Source organism: Comamonas odontotermitis, assembly GCF_014207855.1.
GTDB classification, from domain to species: domain Bacteria; phylum Pseudomonadota; class Gammaproteobacteria; order Burkholderiales; family Burkholderiaceae_C; genus Comamonas; species Comamonas odontotermitis_A.
In genome coordinates this window covers 1-19,111 of sequence record NZ_JACHKZ010000048.1, presented here as the reverse complement: position 1 = coordinate 19,111, position 19,111 = coordinate 1, and the positions used below count along the sequence as shown (strand labels likewise).

At 58.1% G+C, this 19,111-nt stretch carries 26 protein-coding genes and 1 pseudogene; 23 read left to right on the top strand and 4 right to left on the bottom strand.

Annotated elements, in window-relative coordinates; genetic code table 11:
* The 13 genes and pseudogenes from HNP33_RS20285 to HNP33_RS20225 all read left to right on the top strand — a co-directional run.
* A pseudogene (locus tag HNP33_RS20285) lies at positions 1 to 93 on the top strand (elongation factor Tu); the annotation flags it as partial.
* A gap of 26 nt (positions 94 to 119) precedes the next feature.
* Positions 120 to 431, top strand: a complete 312-nt coding sequence (gene rpsJ / locus HNP33_RS20280) for a 30S ribosomal protein S10 (RefSeq protein ID WP_021025591.1) — start codon at positions 120 to 122, stop codon at positions 429 to 431.
* A gap of 232 nt (positions 432 to 663) precedes the next feature.
* Positions 664 to 1,335 carry a 50S ribosomal protein L3 gene (gene rplC, locus HNP33_RS20275; RefSeq protein WP_184711651.1) on the top strand — a complete coding sequence of 224 codons (672 nt, stop codon included), beginning with the start codon at positions 664 to 666 and terminating at the stop codon, positions 1,333 to 1,335.
* Positions 1,335 to 1,955 carry a 50S ribosomal protein L4 gene (gene rplD / locus HNP33_RS20270; protein ID WP_184711652.1) on the top strand — a complete coding sequence of 207 codons (621 nt, stop codon included), beginning with the start codon at positions 1,335 to 1,337 and terminating at the stop codon, positions 1,953 to 1,955. Before rplC ends, rplD begins: the two co-directional genes overlap by 1 nt.
* Positions 1,952 to 2,263 carry a 50S ribosomal protein L23 gene (gene rplW, locus HNP33_RS20265; RefSeq protein ID WP_184711653.1) on the top strand — a complete coding sequence of 104 codons (312 nt, stop codon included), beginning with the start codon at positions 1,952 to 1,954 and terminating at the stop codon, positions 2,261 to 2,263. The genes rplD and rplW overlap by 4 nt, the downstream gene beginning before the upstream one ends.
* A 2-nt stretch (positions 2,264 to 2,265) precedes the next feature.
* The gene (gene rplB, locus HNP33_RS20260) at positions 2,266 to 3,090 is read left to right on the top strand and encodes a 50S ribosomal protein L2 (RefSeq protein WP_184711654.1); all 825 of its coding nucleotides are present in this window, start codon (positions 2,266 to 2,268) and stop codon (positions 3,088 to 3,090) included.
* Between the two features lie 10 nt (positions 3,091 to 3,100).
* On the top strand, positions 3,101 to 3,376 hold the full coding sequence (gene rpsS, locus HNP33_RS20255; RefSeq protein WP_003059413.1) for a 30S ribosomal protein S19: 276 nt from the start codon (positions 3,101 to 3,103) through the stop codon (positions 3,374 to 3,376).
* A gap of 10 nt (positions 3,377 to 3,386) precedes the next feature.
* Positions 3,387 to 3,719, top strand: coding sequence for a 50S ribosomal protein L22 (gene rplV, locus HNP33_RS20250; protein ID WP_021025597.1), 333 nt, complete (start codon positions 3,387 to 3,389; stop codon positions 3,717 to 3,719).
* 16 nt (positions 3,720 to 3,735) lie between these two features.
* The gene (rpsC, locus tag HNP33_RS20245) at positions 3,736 to 4,599 is read left to right on the top strand and encodes a 30S ribosomal protein S3 (protein ID WP_184711655.1); all 864 of its coding nucleotides are present in this window, start codon (positions 3,736 to 3,738) and stop codon (positions 4,597 to 4,599) included.
* A gap of 2 nt (positions 4,600 to 4,601) precedes the next feature.
* Positions 4,602 to 5,018 (top strand): 50S ribosomal protein L16, encoded by a 417-nt coding sequence (gene rplP / locus HNP33_RS20240; protein ID WP_184711656.1) that lies wholly within the window; start codon positions 4,602 to 4,604, stop codon positions 5,016 to 5,018.
* Between the two features lie 15 nt (positions 5,019 to 5,033).
* A complete protein-coding gene (gene rpmC, locus HNP33_RS20235) occupies positions 5,034 to 5,231 on the top strand; it encodes a 50S ribosomal protein L29 (RefSeq protein WP_184711657.1) in 198 nt (65 codons plus the stop codon).
* An 11-nt stretch (positions 5,232 to 5,242) separates the two neighbouring features.
* A complete protein-coding gene (rpsQ, locus tag HNP33_RS20230) occupies positions 5,243 to 5,512 on the top strand; it encodes a 30S ribosomal protein S17 (RefSeq protein ID WP_184711658.1) in 270 nt (89 codons plus the stop codon).
* Between the two features lie 197 nt (positions 5,513 to 5,709).
* Positions 5,710 to 6,216 carry a peroxiredoxin gene (locus tag HNP33_RS20225; RefSeq protein ID WP_184711659.1) on the top strand — a complete coding sequence of 169 codons (507 nt, stop codon included), beginning with the start codon at positions 5,710 to 5,712 and terminating at the stop codon, positions 6,214 to 6,216.
* A gap of 177 nt (positions 6,217 to 6,393) precedes the next feature.
* On the opposite strand, the gene HNP33_RS20220 is transcribed toward HNP33_RS20225, so the two are convergent.
* Complete coding sequence (locus tag HNP33_RS20220; protein ID WP_418903868.1) at positions 6,394 to 6,852, bottom strand: c-type cytochrome; 459 nt, start codon at positions 6,850 to 6,852, stop codon at positions 6,394 to 6,396.
* A 150-nt stretch (positions 6,853 to 7,002) separates the two neighbouring features.
* Here HNP33_RS20220 and HNP33_RS20215 point away from each other — a divergent pair, with 150 nt between their 5' ends.
* Complete coding sequence (locus HNP33_RS20215; RefSeq protein ID WP_184711660.1) at positions 7,003 to 7,698, top strand: cytochrome b/b6 domain-containing protein; 696 nt, start codon at positions 7,003 to 7,005, stop codon at positions 7,696 to 7,698.
* Between the two features lie 91 nt (positions 7,699 to 7,789).
* Here HNP33_RS20215 and HNP33_RS20210 read toward each other — a convergent pair whose 3' ends face one another.
* Together HNP33_RS20210 and HNP33_RS20205 are read right to left on the bottom strand one after the other, a co-directional pair.
* Positions 7,790 to 8,284 (bottom strand): GNAT family N-acetyltransferase, encoded by a 495-nt coding sequence (locus HNP33_RS20210; protein ID WP_184711661.1) that lies wholly within the window; start codon positions 8,282 to 8,284, stop codon positions 7,790 to 7,792.
* 168 nt (positions 8,285 to 8,452) lie between these two features.
* Positions 8,453 to 8,965 (bottom strand): TlpA disulfide reductase family protein, encoded by a 513-nt coding sequence (locus tag HNP33_RS20205; RefSeq protein WP_184711662.1) that lies wholly within the window; start codon positions 8,963 to 8,965, stop codon positions 8,453 to 8,455.
* 232 nt (positions 8,966 to 9,197) lie between these two features.
* Between HNP33_RS20205 and HNP33_RS20200 the strand changes: the two genes are divergently transcribed.
* The 4 genes from HNP33_RS20200 (at position 9,198) to ptsP (ending at position 12,657) form a co-directional block, all read left to right on the top strand.
* Complete coding sequence (locus HNP33_RS20200) at positions 9,198 to 9,737, top strand: hypothetical protein (RefSeq protein WP_184711663.1); 540 nt, start codon at positions 9,198 to 9,200, stop codon at positions 9,735 to 9,737.
* Between the two features lie 188 nt (positions 9,738 to 9,925).
* Positions 9,926 to 10,375 carry a PTS sugar transporter subunit IIA gene (locus tag HNP33_RS20195; protein WP_184711664.1) on the top strand — a complete coding sequence of 150 codons (450 nt, stop codon included), beginning with the start codon at positions 9,926 to 9,928 and terminating at the stop codon, positions 10,373 to 10,375.
* Positions 10,344 to 10,613 carry an HPr family phosphocarrier protein gene (locus HNP33_RS20190; RefSeq protein ID WP_184711665.1) on the top strand — a complete coding sequence of 90 codons (270 nt, stop codon included), beginning with the start codon at positions 10,344 to 10,346 and terminating at the stop codon, positions 10,611 to 10,613. Before HNP33_RS20195 ends, HNP33_RS20190 begins: the two co-directional genes overlap by 32 nt.
* A 280-nt stretch (positions 10,614 to 10,893) precedes the next feature.
* A complete protein-coding gene (gene ptsP, locus HNP33_RS20185; protein ID WP_184711666.1) occupies positions 10,894 to 12,657 on the top strand; it encodes a phosphoenolpyruvate--protein phosphotransferase in 1,764 nt (587 codons plus the stop codon).
* Between the two features lie 13 nt (positions 12,658 to 12,670).
* Here ptsP and HNP33_RS20180 read toward each other — a convergent pair whose 3' ends face one another.
* Positions 12,671 to 13,663: a GlxA family transcriptional regulator gene (locus HNP33_RS20180; protein ID WP_184711667.1), complete on the bottom strand. Its 993-nt coding sequence runs from the start codon at positions 13,661 to 13,663 to the stop codon at positions 12,671 to 12,673.
* A 138-nt stretch (positions 13,664 to 13,801) separates the two neighbouring features.
* Between HNP33_RS20180 and HNP33_RS20175 the strand changes: the two genes are divergently transcribed.
* The 5 genes from HNP33_RS20175 to HNP33_RS20155 all read left to right on the top strand — a co-directional run bounded on the left by HNP33_RS20175 (position 13,802) and on the right by HNP33_RS20155 (position 19,033).
* Positions 13,802 to 14,392: an isochorismatase family protein gene (locus HNP33_RS20175; protein ID WP_184711668.1), complete on the top strand. Its 591-nt coding sequence runs from the start codon at positions 13,802 to 13,804 to the stop codon at positions 14,390 to 14,392.
* 484 nt (positions 14,393 to 14,876) lie between these two features.
* The gene (locus tag HNP33_RS21380; RefSeq protein ID WP_184711669.1) at positions 14,877 to 15,317 is read left to right on the top strand and encodes a TnsA endonuclease C-terminal domain-containing protein; all 441 of its coding nucleotides are present in this window, start codon (positions 14,877 to 14,879) and stop codon (positions 15,315 to 15,317) included.
* 5 nt (positions 15,318 to 15,322) lie between these two features.
* Positions 15,323 to 17,248 carry a Mu transposase C-terminal domain-containing protein gene (locus HNP33_RS20165; protein WP_184711670.1) on the top strand — a complete coding sequence of 642 codons (1,926 nt, stop codon included), beginning with the start codon at positions 15,323 to 15,325 and terminating at the stop codon, positions 17,246 to 17,248.
* On the top strand, positions 17,241 to 18,146 hold the full coding sequence (locus tag HNP33_RS20160; protein ID WP_184711671.1) for a TniB family NTP-binding protein: 906 nt from the start codon (positions 17,241 to 17,243) through the stop codon (positions 18,144 to 18,146). Before HNP33_RS20165 ends, HNP33_RS20160 begins: the two co-directional genes overlap by 8 nt.
* Positions 18,101 to 19,033, top strand: coding sequence for a TniQ family protein (locus HNP33_RS20155; RefSeq protein ID WP_184711672.1), 933 nt, complete (start codon positions 18,101 to 18,103; stop codon positions 19,031 to 19,033). The genes HNP33_RS20160 and HNP33_RS20155 overlap by 46 nt, the downstream gene beginning before the upstream one ends.
* Positions 19,034 to 19,111: the final 78 nt, after the last annotated feature.

The following is a 19,111-nucleotide window of genomic DNA, read 5'->3' as shown; positions in this document are numbered from 1 at the left end:
GCTCCTATCGCTATGGAAGAAGGTCTGCGCTTCGCTATCCGCGAAGGTGGCCGTACCGTTGGCGCTGGCGTGGTTGCCAAGATCATTGCGTAATCCTTTTCAATAACAAGGAATACACAATGTCCAAGCAAAAAATCCGCATCCGCCTGAAGGCGTTTGATTACAAGCTGATCGACCAGTCGGCTGCCGAAATCGTGGAAACCGCGAAGCGCACCGGCGCTATCGTGAAGGGGCCAGTGCCACTGCCGACCCGCATGAAGCGCTTCGACATCCTGCGTTCGCCCCACGTGAACAAGACTTCGCGTGACCAGCTGGAAATCCGCACTCACCAACGTCTGATGGACATTGTCGATCCTACCGACAAGACCGTTGACGCTCTGATGAAGCTGGACCTGGCTGCCGGCGTGGACGTCGAAATCAAACTGCAATAAGGCCTGAAAACCACATCTCCGGATGTGGTCAATAGCCCTTTCTGACGCGAACTTGCCTATTTGGGAAGTTCGCGTTAGAATTTATGGCTTCGTGCTTTAGCTATCTGAATGATCTTTTCATTGAGGGTGTGAGCGCGAAGTTTTTATCAACCTTCTTTCGTGCAAGGGGCTTTTGGCCTTGTGCAACACCGAGCCAATTGCAGTTTCGGTGGCGGAAGTTTTGGAGCAACAAATGAGTCAAAGCAACTCCCTCGGGTTGCTGGGCCGTAAGGTAGGCATGATGCGCCTGTTCACGGATGACGGCGATGCAGTGCCTGTCACCGTGGTGGATGTATCTAACAACCGCGTGACCCAGGTCAAAACCCAAGAGAACGACGGCTACGTGGCCCTGCAGGTCACTTTTGGTCAACGCCGCGCTTCGCGCGTGACCAAGCCCGCCGCTGGCCATCTGGCCAAGGCAGGTGTGGAAGCCGGTGAAATCACCCAGGAATTCCGCGTTGGTGCAGACACTGCCGGCAAGTATGCCGCAGGTGCTTCCCTGCCAGTGACCGAGATCTTTGCAGTGGGCCAAAAGGTCGACGTGCAAGGCACCTCGATCGGTAAGGGCTACGCCGGTACCATCAAGCGTCACAACTTCAGCTCGCAGCGTGCTTCGCACGGTAACAGCCGTTCGCACAATGTTCCCGGCTCGATCGGTATGGCACAAGACCCAGGTCGCGTGTTCCCCGGCAAGCGCATGACCGGTCACATGGGCGATGAGACCGTGACTACCCAGAATCTCGACGTGGTTCGCATCGACGAAGCCCGTCAACTGCTGTTGATCAAGGGTGCGATCCCTGGCGCGAAGAATGGCTTCGTGACCGTGCGCCCCGCTGTCAAGGCAGCCGCTAAAGGAGCGAACTAATGAAGCTCGAACTCCTGAACGAACAAGGTAAGGCAGCATCCCAAGTGGACGCTCCTGAGACCGTGTTTGGTCGTGATTTCAACGAAGACCTGATTCACCAGATCGTCGTTGCTTACCGCGCCAATGGCCGTCAAGGCACACGTGCTCAGAAAGACCGTGAACAAGTAAGCCACACCACCGCCAAGCCTTTCAAGCAAAAGGGTACTGGCCGTGCACGTGCTGGTATGTCGTCTTCGCCTCTGTGGCGTGGCGGCGGTCGCATCTTCCCGAATCTGCCTGAAGAAAACTTCACGCAGAAGATCAACAAGAAGATGTACCGCGCCGGTATGGCTTCCATCCTGTCGCAGCTGGCTCGCGAAGGCCGTCTGGCCGTGGTGGAATCGCTGAAGGTGGATTCGCCAAAGACCAAGGCTCTGGCTGACAAGTTCAAGTCCATGAACCTGGACTCGGTGATGGTGATCGCTGAAGAAGTGGACGAAAACCTGTACCTGGCATCGCGCAACCTGAAGAACGTGTTCGTGGTCGAGCCACGCTACGCTGATCCAGTGTCGCTGGTGCATTTCAAGAAAGTGCTCGTCACCAAGGGCGCGATCGACAAACTCAAGGAGATGTTCGCATGAGCACGCTGAAGTTTGACGAAGGTCGTCTGATGCAAGTGTTGGTCGCTCCCATCGTGTCCGAAAAGGCCACCCTGGTTGCTGAAAAGTCCAACGCTGTGACGTTTAAGGTGCTGCAGAACGCTACCAAGCCAGAAATCAAGGCCGCTGTGGAATTGATGTTCAAGGTTGAGGTGCTGGGCGTGTCTGTGGTGAACACCAAGGGCAAGACCAAGCGCTTTGGCAAGACCATTGGCCGCCGCGACAACGTTCGCAAGGCTTATGTCCGCCTGAAGCCCGGTCAAGAGCTGAACCTCGGGGAGGCTGCTTAATCATGGCTGTTATCAAGCTCAAACCAACTTCCCCAGGCCAACGCCATGTGGTGAAGGTGACCCGCAGCCACCTGCACAAGGGTGAAGGTTTCGCCCCCCTGCTGGAGCCTCAGTTCCAGAAGGCCGGTCGCAACAACAACGGTCACATTACTACCCGTCACAAGGGCGGTGGTCACAAGCACCACTACCGTGTGGTGGACTTCAAGCGTAACAAGGACGGTATCCCCGCCAAGGTTGAGCGCATTGAATACGATCCTAACCGTACCGCTCACATCGCTCTGGTGTGCTATGCAGACGGCGAGCGTCGTTACGTCATTGCTCCTCGTAACCTGGAAGTGGGCGCAACCATCATCAGCGGCTCTGAAGCGCCGATCCGCGTGGGTAACACCCTGCCGATCCGCAACATCCCTGTGGGTTCGACCATCCACTGCATCGAACTGAAGATCGGCGCTGGTGCGCAGATCGCTCGTTCCGCTGGTACGTCGGCAACCCTGCTGGCTCGTGAAGGCGTCTACGCTCAAGTGCGTATGCGTTCGGGCGAAGTCCGCAAGGTGCATATCGAATGCCGCGCAACCATTGGTGAAGTCGCCAACGAAGAGCACAGCCTGCGCCAATTGGGCAAGGCCGGTGTCAAGCGTTGGATGGGTATCCGCCCAACCGTTCGCGGTGTGGTGATGAACCCAGTTGACCACCCACATGGCGGTGGTGAAGGCAAGACCGGTGAAGGCCGTCACGCAGTTGACCCATGGGGCAATCTGACGAAGGGCTACCGTACCCGTAACAACAAGCGCACACAGACCATGATCGTGTCGCGCCGTAAGAAGTAAGGGGTAACAAATGACTCGTTCTCTCAAAAAGGGCCCGTTTGTTGACCATCACTTGCTGGCAAAGGTTGAAAAGGCCATCGCCACCAAGGACAAGAAGCCAGTGAAGACCTGGTCGCGTCGCTCCATGGTTCTGCCCGAGTTCATCGGTCTGACCATTGCCGTGCACAACGGCAAGCAGCACGTGCCCGTGTATGTAACCGACCAGATGGTGGGCCACAAGCTGGGCGAATTCGCCCTGACGCGCACCTTCAAGGGTCACCCTGCCGACAAAAAGGCGAAGAAGTAAGGAGTAGACCATGTCTGAAACACGTGCAGTCCTCCGCGGCGTTCGCCTGTCGGTTGACAAAGGCCGTCTGGTTGCGGATCTGATCCGCGGCAAGAAGGTTGACCAAGCTCTGAACATTCTCGAGTTCACGCAGAAAAAAGCTGCTGTGATCGTCAAGAAGGTTCTGGAGTCCGCTATCGCCAACGCTGAGCACAACGACGGCGCTGACATCGACGAGTTGAAGGTCAAGACCATCTTCGTCGAGCAGGGCACAACGCTCAAGCGTTTCACCGCTCGCGCCAAGGGCCGCGGCAACCGCATCAGCAAGCCTACCTGCCACATCTACGTGACGGTTGGTAACTGAGGCCTAAAGGAAGAATATGGGACAGAAAATCCATCCTACCGGCTTCCGTCTGGCGGTGAGCCGCAACTGGGCTAGCCGCTGGTACGCAAGCAACCGTGATTTCGCCGGCATGCTGGCCGAAGACATCAAGGTTCGTGAGTACCTGAAAGAGAAGCTGAAGAACGCTGCCGTGGCACGCGTTCTGATCGAGCGTCCTGCCAAGAACGCCCGTATCACGATCTACTCGGCTCGTCCTGGTGTTGTGATCGGCAAGAAGGGTGAAGACATCGAGAACCTGAAGAAGGAACTCGCTGCTCGCCTGGGCGTGCCAGTCGCTGTGAACATCGAAGAAGTGCGCAAGCCTGAAATCGATGCCCAGCTGATTGCTGACTCGATCACCCAGCAGCTCGAAAAGCGTATCCAGTTCCGTCGCGCCATGAAGCGTGCGATGCAGAACGCGATGCGTCTGGGCGCTCAAGGTATCAAGATCATGTCGTCGGGCCGTCTCAACGGTATCGACATCGCACGTACCGAGTGGTACCGCGAAGGCCGCGTGCCTCTGCACACCCTGCGTGCCGACATCGACTATGGCTTCTCTGAAGCCAAGACCACCTACGGCATCATCGGTGTCAAGGTGTGGGTCTACAAGGGTGACACTCTGGGCCGTAACGATCTGCCAGCGGCAGAGACGCCACGTCCTGAAGAAGAGCGTCGTCCACGCGGTCCACGTCGTGACAACCGCAATGGCGATCGTCCATCGCGTGGCCCACGTCGTGCCGCTGGTGGTAATGTGGCTCCTGCAGACGGCAGCGACAAGCCTGCCGGCGCTGGTGCCGATTCCGTTAAGCGCGTTCGCAAGACTGACGCGCCCGCTACAGCAGCGGACGGTAAAGGAGAATAACTATGCTGCAACCTGCTCGCCGCAAATACCGCAAGGAGCAAAAGGGTCGCAACACCGGCATCGCAACGCGTGGTAACTCCGTTGCTTTCGGTGACTTCGGCCTGAAGTGCACGGACCGCGGCCGCCTGACGGCCCGCCAGATCGAGGCTGCACGTCGTGCAATCTCTCGTCACGTCAAGCGTGGCGGCCGTATCTGGATCCGCGTGTTCCCTGACAAGCCAATCTCGACCAAGCCAGCCGAAGTCCGTATGGGTAACGGTAAGGGCAACCCAGAGTACTACGTGGCTGAAATTCAGCCCGGTAAGATGGTGTTTGAGATCGTTGGCGTGCCCGAAGAACTGGCCCGTGAAGCGTTCCGCCTGGCTGCCGCCAAGCTGCCGCTGCGCACCACGTTCGTGACCCGTCAACTTGGCGCTTAATCAGGAGAAATCGAAATGACGAAAGCTGCTGAACTGCGCCAAAAAGACGTTGCTGGCCTGGAAGCCGAGATCAAGTCCTTGCAAAAGGCTCACTTTGGTCTGCGCATGCAAAAGGCAACGCAACAACTGGGTAACACCGCTACGCTCAAGGCTACCCGCCGTGACGTGGCTCGTGCCAAGACCATTCTTGCTGAAAAGCAAGCCGCCAAGTAATAGGAGCCGACATGACGGAAGCTAAAAAATCCCTCAAGCGCACCTTGATTGGCAAGGTGGTTAGCGATAAGCGTGAAAAGACCGTGACCGTTCTGGTGGAACGTCGCGTGAAGCACCCTATCTATGACAAGATCATGATCAAGTCCAGCAAGTACCACGCCCACGACGAAAAGGGCGAGTACAAGATGGGCGATACCATCGAGATCACCGAGAGCCGTCCGCTCTCCAAGACCAAGAACTGGGTGGCTACCCGTTTGGTGCAAAAGGCTGCTCTGGTTTAAGTCTTTTTTGACTTGCGCCAACGCAACTTGAAAAACGACCCACAATCTGTGGGTCGTTTTTTTTCGCCGTGCCGTTCCCGAACAAAACCTCTTTTGGGCAGTAATCCTGCGCAGCAAGGTATTGGGAGCCATTTTTATGGCCGCATCCGGATGGATGTGGCTCAACTGCCAGATTGGCAATTTACAAGGAGTACACCATGATCAAAGTTGGCGATTCGCTGCCATCCGTAACGCTGAGCGAGTTTGTCGCTGTCGAAGGCAACGGCTGCAGCCTGGGCCCCAATGCATTTGACGTGGCCAAGGAAGCTGCTGGCAAGACCGTGGCCGTGTTTGCCGTGCCTGGCGCGTTCACCCCTACCTGCTCGGCCAAGCACCTGCCTGGCTATGTAGAAAAGGCTGCTGAATTCAAAGCCGCAGGCGTGGATGAAATCTGGTGCCTGTCGGTGAATGATGCCTTTGTGATGGGTGCCTGGGGCAAGGACCAGCACACCGAAGGCAAGGTGCGCATGATTGGTGATGGTGATGCAGCGTTCGCCAAGGCCACCGGCCTGACGCTGGATCTCAATGGCAAGGGCCTGGGCCTGCGCAGCAACCGTTACTCGGCCTTGGTCAAGGACGGCAAGGTCGTGACGCTGAACGTGGAAGGTCCTGGCAAGTTCGAAGTCAGCGATGCGGAAACGATGCTCAAGCAAGCCAAGGCTTGATGGAGGCCCCAGGGCCGGGCAGCGCTTGCCAGTAGCAAGCGTGCGATCAGTCCTCAATTGCGCAAAAGCACGCCTAGGCGTGCTTTTTTTACGAGGCTCAAGGCTCGCGCGGTTGTCGCACCATGGCGAGGCCTTACCGTGGCAGAGGTAAAGCCTGGCAGGTGGTCATGCGCGGTATCAACGGTTGCGGAAGTCGTCGTGGCAGGCCTTGCAGCTGGCCGCTGCTGGGCCAAAAGCAGCCTTGAGTTTGTCCAGATCTCCGGTTTTGGCAGCGGCAGCGAGTTTGACGGTTTCCGCCTGCATCTTGTCTGCCAGGTCTTTGAACTTGGCTTGCTCCTTCCAGATTTCCGGCTTGGCCTTGCCACCTTCGTGTGCAGCCTCAAACCCGGCCCAGGGCAATTTGGCCATTTGCGCCACGATATCGGCGTTCTGCTCGGCTGCCTTGGCATCAAAGGGCACCTTGCCGTTGGCCATGGCGCCCACGCGCCCAAAGTGCTGGGCCATCACAAACAAGGCTGACTGGCGGTACTTGATGGCGTCTTCGGCTTTGGCAAACTGGGCAGAAGCGCCCGTACTGAAGCCCGAAAGAGCAGCGGCACAAGCCAGGGCGGCGAGCAGAGGGTGTTTTTTCATCATAGTGGGGACGTCCTTTTATCAGTATTGCGGGGACTGTATGGCACGGCGATGGGGCATGGGGCGGAGCGCCTGGCCGGTTGCCAGCCTGCCAGAATGTGCTCCACAATGCGATCGCTGACCGCTTTGTAGCACATCCCGCAGTCCAAGACCATGACCACTTCCACGAACTCCGTTGCACCTTCTATCCGCGTTTGGGACCTTCCCACGCGCTTGTTCCACTGGCTGCTGGTGCTGTGCTTCATCGGCGCATTTGTCACGGTCAAGATTGGCGGCAATGCCATGCTGTGGCACCAGCGATGCGGGTACGCCATCGGGGCGTTGTTGCTGTTCCGGCTGTTGTGGGGCGTGGCGGGGGGCTATTGGTCGCGTTTTGGGCAGTTGGCGCTGTCGCCAAGCCGGGTGCTGGGCTATGTTGGAGGCAAGCCGGATGCGCGCGATGACGTGGGCCACAGCCCGACGGGTGCCTGGGCCGTGCTGGCCATGCTGGTGCTGCTTGCAGCGCAGGTGCTCAGCGGCTTGATGAGTGATGATGAAATTGCTTTTGCCGGGCCGCTGGCTCGCTTTGTATCGGGTGCCACCACCGGACAGGCAACCTACTACCATGCACACGTTGGCCAATGGCTGTTGCTGGGCCTGATTGGCTTGCATATCGCAGCTATCGTGTTCTATATCGTACGGCTCAAGAAACCGCTCATTCGTCCAATGATCCACGGGGACAAGCAGTTAGGGGTTGCCTCGATGGCACCCGCACTGCCCGCATCCCGGGACACTGCGGGTTCGCGTCTGATGGCGTTGGTGCTGGCTCTGGTGTGTGCTGCGGTGATGTGGTGGGTATCGACGCTGTGAACACATTGGAAGCGCCTCATGCACTGAAATTTGCATGAAAATAGCTTCTGGCCTTATTTTTATGACACTTAATGCTATTGTTTTTGATGGTTTATAGCCGAATTTCGGCCTTGAGGTAGTGCGTACCCGCAATAGGGTTGTGGTAGTACGGCGGAATTTCCTCGAAACCGAAATCAGCATACAGCGCGCGAGCCGATTCCATGCTGTCCAGTGTGTCGAGCAGTATGCAGTCGTAGCCCAGCTGTGCTGCGGTGGTCAAGGTGTGGTCTACCAGTTGGCGGCCCAGGCCAAAGCCGCGAAACGCCTTGCGCACATAGAGGCGCTTCATCTCGCAGGCGTTGGCATAGTCCACATCATCGATAGCGCGCAGGGCGCAGCAGCCAGCCACGGTGCCTTCCACAAGTGCCAGCACCAGGTTGCCGCGCGGCGCAGCGTATTCGCCGGGCAACTCGGCCAGTTCTTCCTCAAAGCCCTGGAAATCCAGGTCCACATCCAAGGTGCCTGCGTATTCCACAAAAATTTCGCGTGTCGCTGCCAGCTCTTCTGGGCTTGTCGGGTGGATGAGCGTTATCTCGGGTCTGTCCACGGCCTGGGTACGTAATGAAGGAAAGGGCAGTGTAGCGCCCCGCCTATGCTGCACTGCAACAGAAAAGCCCCACGCACTTTGACTGCATGTGCTCATGATCGGAAGCAGCGGCAAGCTGGAAGCAAAAAGCCGCCTTGGCCGAGGCGGCTTTTGATGGCTGGTGGCGCATCAGGCTTCTGCAAGCAGTTTTTCGATCAGCTTGTGCAGTTCGGCAAAATCTGGCGCGCCGACATAGCTCTTGACGATCTTGCCCTGTTTGTTGACGACGAAGGTGGTGGGTGTCAACTGAATGTCGCCCCAGTCCTTGGCGATTGTGCCGGTGTTGTCGATTGCAACCTTGAATGGCAGCTTGCGCGACTCTGCGAAGTTGACCACATAGCTGGGCGGATCGTAGCTCATGGCGACAGCCAGCGTGTCGTAGCCCCTGTCCTTGTACTTGTCGTAGGTCTTGATGATTTCAGGCATCTCGGCCACGCAGGTGGTGCAGCTGGTAGCCCAGAAATTGACCAGCGTCACCTTGCCCTTCATGTCTGCCGTGGTCTTGGTCGTGCCGTTGAGCAGCACGAACTGGCTCTCGGGCGCGGCTGCCTGGCCAGTGCCGTGGTACACGTAGGCGCCCACGCCTACTGCTGCTGCGATGGCGAGGCCGGCGATCAATGAGGTGGAGGATTTGTTGGCCATTGCGGTGGGATCAAAAGCAGGGCAGAAAGTTCTGCACCAGACGCATTATGCGTCGGAAGGCTGCTGAGGATGCCATCACAGTTTTTGCGGGTCTGCAGGGCCGATCCTGGATATTTTGCAGCCAGCCTCCCGTTGGGTAAGCGCCGATAGCTCTTTTTTTGATAGTGTTGGCGTATCCCCGTTTCTGCAGGGGCGGCACGCGCCGAAACTGGCAACTGGCGATAATGCCACCATGCGCTCTCTCGTCTGTGCCTTCACTGCTCTGGTTCTGCTGGCTGCGTGCAGCCCTGCGCTCAACTGGCGTACGGTGGCGCTGGCTGACGCGCCCCTTACGGTCATGCTGCCCTGCAAGCCTGACCAGGCTGTTCGCGATGTGGACTGGGGGGCAGGCCGCGTGCCATTGTCCATGGTGGGGTGCGAAGCGGGTGGCGCGACGTGGGCCGTGTCCCATGTGTTGCTTGGGCAGCCGCAGGACGCACCTGCAGTGCTGGAGCGCTGGCAGCGAGCGCTACAAAAACAATTGCAGCTTCCGGCCACCATTCCTGCGGGAGAGCCATATTTGATCAAAGGCGGGTTGGAGCTGCCCCAGGCCATGAAGGTGGAATGGGACGGGCGCAACGCAAAGGGTGACGCCGTAGTGGCAGATGTGCGCTGGTTTGCGCGGTTGGAGAGCAGTGGTGTGCGCGTCTACCAGGCCATGGTGCTGTCGCCTGGTCAACCTGTGGCGGCTGCAGCGCGTGATACTTTTGTACAAGGTTTGCAATTGCGTTGAGGGTTTTATCGCTTCTCCGATTGCATGCCAGTGTGGCTTATACGGCTGCGCAGAATCGTGGAAGATGTTCTAAGCAACACTACCGATGTTGCGCTGCCGCATAACCGCTACACTGCAAGTATGTTGCAATGCACCAAGCACTTGCCATACATTGCTTCAATGCCATTGACACTTTTTGTTTTCCTCTGATGACCAATCGGATCCTGTTGATCGCCCATGCACCGCTCGCTGATGCGCTGGCGCAGTGTGCTGCGCACGTGTTTCCCGACAGCGGCGAGCACTTGATGGCGTTTGACGTGGAGGCGAGCGCCGATCCAGTAGTGACCTTGCAGGAGGCACAGGCGCTGGTCGCCAAAGGCGGCAGCGGGCCGCTCCTGGTGCTGAGCGATGTATTTGGCGCCACGCCGCACAATGTGGCCCAGGAGCTGGCCAAGCAGCGTGCCGATACGCGACTGGTGGCGGGCGTGAATCTGCCCATGCTGCTGCGCGCGCTGTGCTACCGGAAAGAAGAGCTGGACAGTCTGGTGGCTCGCGCAGTTGCAGGCGGCAGCCAGGGCATCATGCAAGTGACCCAGACCACGCCACAAAATCAAAATACCCGAGTCCATGATCACGACCACTGTCACCATCAGCAATAAACTGGGCCTGCATGCCCGCGCTTCGGCCAAGCTCACCAAGCTGGCAGGCAGTTTTGCCTGCGAGGTCTGGATTACCCGGGGAGAGCGCCGTGTCAATGCCAAAAGCATCATGGGCGTGATGATGCTGGCAGCAGGCATTGGCACCGATGTGACGATCGAGACGGATGGCGCAGATGAGCAGCAGGCCATGGAGGCGCTGCTTACGCTGATCAACGACAAATTCGGCGAAGGCGAATAAGCCGCGCTTCGCGCATTCCGGAGCGCGGTTTCATTGCAGGCGCGACGCGCTGCAATGCCTTTTATGCCGCAGGTGCCTCTGGGCAAACTTTCGGGGTGAAAGCTATCCGCCTTCCAGATATATGTGGGCACAGGCGGTGCGCGCCATCACGAAACCGCCTCTATGACACGGCAATCTCGCAAAATTATGTGGTCTGCTTGGTGAATCGGGCTTGGGCAGGCGTATAAATGGGGCCATTGCCGAGCGGCATGAGCGCCGAGCCAGAGAGAGGAAACCCAGCATGACATTTGCCATTCACGGAATCGCAGTGGCCCGGGGCATTGCCATTGGTCGGGCAGTGATGGCGGCGTCCAGCCATCTGGATGTGACCCATTACTTGATCGAAGCCGAGCAGATTGAGCGCGAGATCGAGCGTGTGCGCAAAGGGCGTCTGGCTGTCATCGAAGAACTGCAGCACCTGCGCAGTGATCTGGGGTTGGATGCCCCGCAGGAGCTGGCGCCCTTGCTGGATGTGCACCTGATGCTGGTGCAGGACGACATGCTTTCCTCGGGCGTGCGCCAACTGATCACCGAGCGCCTGTACAACGCCGAATGGGCGCTGACGGCGCAGCTGGAGTTGCTGTGCCGCCAGTTTGACGAGATGGATGACGAATACCTGCGCGAGCGCAAAGGCGACCTGCAGCAGGTGGTGGAGCGGGTGTTGCGCCATATGCGGGGCGTCTCCAGCCCGGTGGAAGCGCCTGCCAGCGCACCGGCAGGCGATGGCGCCGAGAACCAGCAGGACTGGGTGGAAGGCAGCCGTGAAGCGCCCATGGTGCTGATTGCCAACGATCTGTCGCCTGCCGACATGCTGCAGTTCAAGCAAAGCGTGTTCGCCGGTTTTGTGACGGCGGTGGGGGGCAAGACCAGCCACACGGCGATTGTGGCGCGCAGCATGGATATTCCAGCGGTAGTGGGTGCACGTACGGCCAGCCAACTCATCCGTGCTGACGACTGGGTCATCATTGATGGCGATGCGGGCGAAGTGATTGTGGATCCTTCGCCCATCCTGCTGGAGGAATACCGCTTCAAGCAGCGCCAGATTCGCCTGGAGCGCGAACGCCTGTCGCGTCTGCGCGATACGCCATCAATCACCATTGATGGCGAGCGCATTGAGCTTTTGGCCAACATCGAGCAGCCGGGCGATGGTCCCGCCGCAGTCAACGCAGGCGCTGTGGGGGTGGGGCTCTTTCGTACGGAATTTCTGTTCATGGGCCGGGGCGGCAAGCTGCCCGGCGAAGAAGAGCAGTACCGTGCCTACCGGGAGGCGCTCGAAGGCATGCAGGGCATGCCTGTCACCATCCGTACGCTGGATGTGGGCGCCGACAAACCGCTGGACAAGGCGCAGCCCAAAGATTACCACCTGAACCCGGCACTGGGCCTGCGCGCTATCCGTTTTAGCCTGGCCGATCCCGACATGTTCCGCACGCAACTGCGCGCCGTTCTGCGTGCCGCTGCACATGGGCCGGTGCAGTTGTTGTTTCCGATGCTGGCGCACGTCAGCGAGATCCGGCAGACGCTGGCGCTGGTCGAACAAGCATCGGCAGAGTTGCGTGAGCGCGATATTCCGCAGGGCCATGTCAAGCTGGGTGCGATGATCGAGATACCGGCTGCGGCGCTTGCGGTGCGTACCTTTCTCAAGTACTTTGATTTCGTGTCCATCGGCACCAACGATCTGATCCAGTACACGCTGGCTATCGACCGCGCGGACGAGGCGGTCGCGCAGCTCTATGATCCGTTGCACCCCGCAGTGCTGCGCCTGATTGCGGAAGTCATTCAGGCCGCGAAGGCCGCTGGCAAAGAAGTGTGCGTGTGCGGCGAGATGGCGGGGGATGCGGCCATCACCAAGCTGTTGCTGGGCCTGGGCCTGCGCAGCTTTTCCATGCAGCCTGCGCAGATTCTGGCCATCAAGCAGGAAGTGCTGCGCGCGAACACGCGGCAGCTGGCCAGCTGGGCGCAGCAGGTCATTGATGCGGAAGACCCGTCGGAGCTGCTGGAGAGCTGAAGCCGGGCGTTGCTCAGCTTCCTTGCGTGCGAAAGCGGTTGCGATACTCGGTGGGCGTGGTGCCCAGCTTGCGGCGAAAGGCCCGGTGCAAGGTATCGGTGGTATGGAAGCCGCAGGTCTCGGCCACGCGCTCCAGCGAGGCATCGGTGGCTTCGAGCTGCTGGCGTGCTGCTTCAACGCGGGCAGCCTCCAGGTAGGCTGCAGGTGTCATGCCCAATTCGGTCTTGAAGATACGTGCCAATTGCCGGTCGCTGACATGCATCTGCTCTGCCAGGTCGAACATCGACAATGGCTGAGCCAGGTTCTGCGCGATGTACTGGCGCAAGGCGTCCATGCGGCGCGTGGAGGACAGCGGCTCCAGCATCACGCTGAACTGGCTTTGTCCGCCGGGCCTCTTGAGAAACATCACCAGATGGCGCGCCACGCGCAATGCGAGCGGATTGCCGAAGTCCTCGGCTACCAGCGCCAATGCCAGATCGAGGCAGGTGGTCAGGCCCGCTCCAGTCCAGATGTGGCCTTGCTGGATGTAGATACGATCTGCATCGACATCAATGTCGGGGTGTTCATGGGCCAGCTGTGCTGCAGTGGACCAATGCGTGGTGGCCTGCTTGCCGCGCAGCAAGCCAGCGGCGGCCAGAATGTGCGCGCCTACGCACACCGATGCCACGCGCCTGGACTGAGACGCCAGCGTCTTGACCCGTTGCACGACCGCTGGATCGGCCAGTGCCTGCACCCGACCCGTGTCATCAATGGCGACTGAGCCGGGGACCACCAGTGTATCAATGGACTGGTTGCGGAGGCTGGCAAAGTTGATATCCGGCAATACGCGCACGCCGGCGGAGGTTGTGATGGGCTCCATGGTCTCGGCGGCGAGCAGAACGCGGTAGCCGGTGGGTTGTGTCATCTCGCGCTGCAGCAGCGCAAACACTTCGGGTGGGCCGGTGACATCAAGCAGATCCACGCGGTCAAACAGCACAATCACGATCCGGCGTTCTGGGGGATGCATGTGGGTCTCTTCAGGGGCAAGGGCGGGGCATGTCGGTTTCTGCGGCAAAGACGGCATTGTCTGGCAGGCGGTCGCTACCTAAGATGCCTCACATCCCCCGTCACTGGGCGGTTCCTGCAACTGATACAGCGAGAAACCATGAACACTGCCACTTTACGCGAACTCAATGGATTGGATCCACAGCCTGCCACTCTGGCGCGATCGACCCTGATTCTGGTGGACTACCAGAACACCTATACCCGAGGCGTGATGGAGCTCGACGGCTGGCAGGCAGCGCTCGATGCGGCTGCACAGCTTTTGGCGCAGGCCCGTGCGCAAGGTGCCAAAGTGATCCATGTCATCCACGATGGCGGTGAAGGCAGCCCCTACGATATTCGCGCCGACATTGGCCAGATCCATGCCAGTGTGGCGCCCCTGTCCGATGAACCTGTGGTCATCAAAGGTGCCCCCAACGCGTTTGTCAACACCAGCTTGGCGCAAGAGGTGGATGCGGCTGGCAACAAGCAGGTGGTGATTGCCGGTTTCATGAGCCATATGTGCGTCACCTTCACCGCCGAGGGCGCTTTCCTGCGCGGCAACCAGCCCACGGTGGTTGCCAGTGCCTGCGCCACAAGACCGTTGCAGTCTGCCGCTGGCTCAGTGTCTGCCCTGCAGCTGCACCAGAGTGCCATGGCCACCATTGGCGATCTGTATGCAGTCGTGGTCAATAGCTGCAAAGAACTGGGCTAAACCTCGCGGCTTTTGCCCTTGTCCCTCAGGCCGCTTGCTTGAATAACTTGTTTGTTCAGGCACCAAGAAAAAAGCAGCAGATGCCTGCCGCTTTCGCTTTGCCAATGGCTGTTGCGCCGGTTGGAGATCGTAAATACGTTCTTACACTGTTCTATTCTCGAAGGAAATGGGAAAAAACCACAAATTTTTGCCAAAATTCTCGAAGAAGATGAGAATAAATATCGAAGTAGATGCGAATGATTAGGTTGGGCTAGGTCTCACAGCAAGGAGTCATGCGTATGCCAGTTCGCAAAGTTCCGAAGAACCATTTGTTTGTCACGGGACGCCATGCGACCGAGCTTTCGCGTGAGATGGTGGAATTTGAGTCTCCGCTGGAGAAGGAGTACATGCTGCTCCTGGACTTTGATCCTCGAGTAGCCGGGTATGAAGCACAACCAGTGCGCATCCATTGCCTACTGGGCGCTCCTATGTTCCGGACGTTCTAGTGAGGTTTCACCCAGGATCAGACGGCATAGAGCCTGCCCGCGAATTGGTTGAAGTAAAAACGTCAGTGGATTTGGATCGCAACGCTGCAGAATACGCGGTCAAATTCGCTGCTGCGGAGCAGTATGCTCAGGAAATGGGCTGGAAATTTTGCATAAAAACAGAGCGAGACATCAGAACGCCTCGCCTGGCGAACATCAAATTTCTGCGTAGATACCGCCGGGATATACCACCGCCCGAGGACAGCGATAGGGTGCTGGAACAACTGAGGCGTTGCACTGGCCAAGGGTCATCAGAAGATGTCATTGCGGCTATAGCCACTACGAATGACGAACGGGGCCGATGGTTGCCTGTGCTTTGGCACTTGGTTGCGACGCGGCGGATTCAGACCGATCTGGATAGCACATTTGGCCATGATGTGCCGCTATGGCTGGAGGCGTAGTCCACATGGCGTCTATCCCAGCTCCACTCAAGAAGCCCTCGGTATTGCAAATTACCAAGGGTGCGCGTGTTCAACACAATGAACGCGAATACATTGTCTTGCGGCTCGTGGATCTCAACTTGGTCCTCGCACGCGAGGTCGTCTCGGGCGAAAAAGTCTTGCTCAAGCTGGATTCGCTGAATGCTCCGAGCCGCTCCCCCGAGCAAGAGCAGGCAGTTGCTCGCGAAATTGCCTTGGAAGAAATCAGTGAGGAGGCATGGGCGCTGGCTGACTACCGGCTCAAGATTCTGGAGCCCCTCTTGCATGGGCGCTCCGACCGGTCGCGGCAAGACTACGCCGAGGCAGCTGCGCAGGCAAACGTGGGGGTGAGCACGATTTATCGATGGCTGAAAGACTACATGGCTACGGGCCTTGTGTCTTCCCTGCTTCCTCAGCGCCGAGCTGGAGGGCAGGGGCGTAGTCGTCTAAGCGCGGAGGTGAAATTAATTGTCGATCACTACATCCTTGAGCGCTACCTGACACTACAAAAGCCCAGCTTTGCCGAAGGTGTCCGAGAAATCCGCAGGCTGTGCGATGCGGCAGGGTTGAGTCCCTTACCATCTGCCTCCACTATCTATCGCCACCTGGGATGGATTGACAAGCAGGATCGAGTCAGACAACGGGAAGGCGCATACCAAGCGCGTCAGCGCTTTGCCATCAATAAAGGATCGATTCCTGACGCGGAATGGCCCCTGGCCATGGTCCAGGTGGACCATACATTGCTGCCAGTGATCATCGTGGATGACGAGCATCGCAAGCCGATTAACCGCGCTTGGATCACCCTGGCTATTGATGTGAATAGTCGGGTAGGCCTGGGTATGTACTTGGCATTGGATCCACCGTCTGCGATGTCTGCAGGCATGTGCTTGGCGCATGCCATCCTTCCCAAAGAGTCCTGGATGGCTCGCTTGGGATGCGCCGACATTGAATGGCCGTTCTATGGCGTGATGGACGTCTTGCACATGGACAATGCGCGCGAGTTCCGGGGCCGCATGCTACTTGCGGCTGGTAAGGAGTATCACATTGATATCCATCTGCGTCCTGTCAAGCAGCCGCACTACGGAGCCCACATTGAGCGTTTGATGGGCACGGTCTCGCAACAACTCAAGGCAGTGAAAGGTGCAACCTTTTCTGGTCCTGCGGAAAAGGGCGAATATGACGCCGAGGGCAATGCCTGCATGACCTTCGATGAGCTTGAAAAATGGCTTGTCCTGATGTTTGCACGCTACCATCGTGACATCCATTCAGGCATCGGAACGACCCCTCTCACCAAGTGGCGTGAAGGTATCCTTGGTACCAAGAAAAAGCCTGGCCGGGGCTTGCCGCCACGCCGCACTGATACAGAAAAGGTGCGACTGGATTTCATGCCATACGAGGAGCGGACTGTGCAGGACTATGGCGTTGTCATTGACCGGGTGCATTATTTTCACGACGTATTGCGGCCTTGGGTCAATGCGCGTGATCCAGACCATCCCAAGCATGCGCGCAAATTCCGCTTTCGCTACGATCCACGCGATATCAGCGCGCTGTATTTTTTTGATCCTGATTTGCAGCGCTACTTCCCGATTCCGTACCGGGATAGCGGACTGCCGCCGGTCAGCATCTGGGAGTTGCGTGCGGCCCAGAAGAAAGCGGAGGAGATCGGTGTTGATGTATACAGCGAGCGCGAGGTATTTTCGTTAATCACTCGCCAGCGCGAGATTGAAGACGCTGCCGCAGCCAAAACCAAAACTGCACGACGTGCCAAGCAGCAACGGGTGCAGCAGGCCAAGGCGCGGGAGACCAAGAAAGCTGAGCTGCCCACAGTCAGTACAGTTGCCTCCTCCAGCACTGCGCCTGCATTGAGGGGCTACGATCCTGACAAGATTCGCCCATTGGATGACGATGAATAAGGTCACTGGCAATCTCGCCCATTTGCAACCCAAGGCGATTGAGGCCCTGGGACTATCGGATGACGAGCGCATCCGCTTCATCCGAGCGGGATCATGGCTCTCTCTAGGCCATGCAAAAGCCGCGCTTGCCCAATTCGAGGAGCTGCTGACCTATCCAAAGGTCACGCGAATGCCTTGCTACCTGCTGGTTGGCCCATCGTATAGCGGCAAGACATCGATTCTGGAGCGGTTCATGGAGTTGCATCCACCTGACCTTGATCCGACCCAGGAAGTTACGATTTGTCCCGTGCTCATGGTCGATGCGCCGCCCAAGCCAGACATTGCTGACTTCTACAGCCGAATCCTAGATGCCTTGATGAGCCCGTACAAGCCCACAGCTCCTGCCTACGAGAAGTATTCGCAGGTCAAGCGGCTGTTTCGCCAGATGGAGGTCCGGGTACTGATCATTGATGAGATTCACCATTTGATCGCGGGTAGCCAGAATCGCCAGCGAGAATTTCGCAATGCACTCAAGAGCTTGAGCAATGAAACCAAGGTGAGCATCGTCGCCTCTGGCATTGAAGAGGCCTACAACGCCTTCAATGCGGACCCGCAACTCTCCAGCCGCTTTGTTCCGATAGAAATGCCTCGCTGGTCGCCTGGTGCAGATCTTGGAGCTCTGTTGATGACGCTGGAGCGGCGTTCTCCTCTGCGTAAACCTTCCGCACTGCATGCTCCCGGCTTGATGATGGCGATCCATGCGCGCAGTGAATCCATGCTGGGTGACATTTGTGACCTTGTTAAGGAGGCAGCAGTAGATGCAATCCGCAGCGGGGAAGAGTGCATCACGGTTGATCAGATAGCGAGGCTGCAATGGGTGCCACCCTCCAAGCGCAAGATGTACCGTCGGCCACTATAAACTGTGCCGTTCGCCAAGAACCTAAGGCAAATACGCAGCTTTGGCCGATCCGGTACAAACCACTGCCTGATGAATTGCTCTCATCCTGGCTGGTGCGGCTTGCACATGGCCATGGCATGAAGGTTCAAACCTTCTGCAATCTGATTTTTGGCAACCGCAGGCAGGTCTGGAACCGCGACATTGACCGCCTGGCGCCGGGCTGGCTGGTCGAGACGCTGTCTGTGCATACCGGAACCCCGATAGAGATTGCGCGCAAGACAACACTGCAGGTTTTTGAAGGGACCTTGTATCCTCGTTTTCATCCCACTGGGACCCTCTTGTGGATTCAGACCATGCAGATGTATCACCGCCAGCGCGAGGGCTTGGGGCAGCAGTACTGCCCTGGCTGCTTGGCGGAAGACGTGGTGCCATATTTTCGCAAGACTTGGCGCGTGAGCTTGAAAACTTTTTGTCTTCGTCATGCGTGCTACCTGCTCGATCGCTGCCATGTTTGTGGTGCCTCCGTGGCATTTCATCGGGTAGATATGGCTCAAGGTGCCTTGCCAGATGTGGCGTTGTCACGATGTCACCAATGTGGCGAGGATCTTGGTAGTGGTCCTCAGCACGCGCCGCGTATCTGGGATGAGGATGCGTTCGCTGCTATGGCAAAGATCATTGACGCGCTAGATGCCGTCGCCGCAGGTGTACAGACCCCGTTAAACAACAGTACGTTGGCAGTACTTAGGCATTTGAGTGCAATGTTGCTGGGGCAACGGCGCAAGCTCAACTTGCGGGCCTATCTCTCTGAGTGCTTTGGCGTGGAAGAAATTTTGATAGATCGCCGAAAACGAGCCACCTTTGAGGCGCAAGGGATTGAGTTGCGGCACACGATCGGCTTTGTTGCATAAATCGGTTTGAGACTGAGTCTCCCCAAACCCCAGACGTAGTTATGCCACGGCCACCGTTTGGGGCGTGCCCAGCTCGGT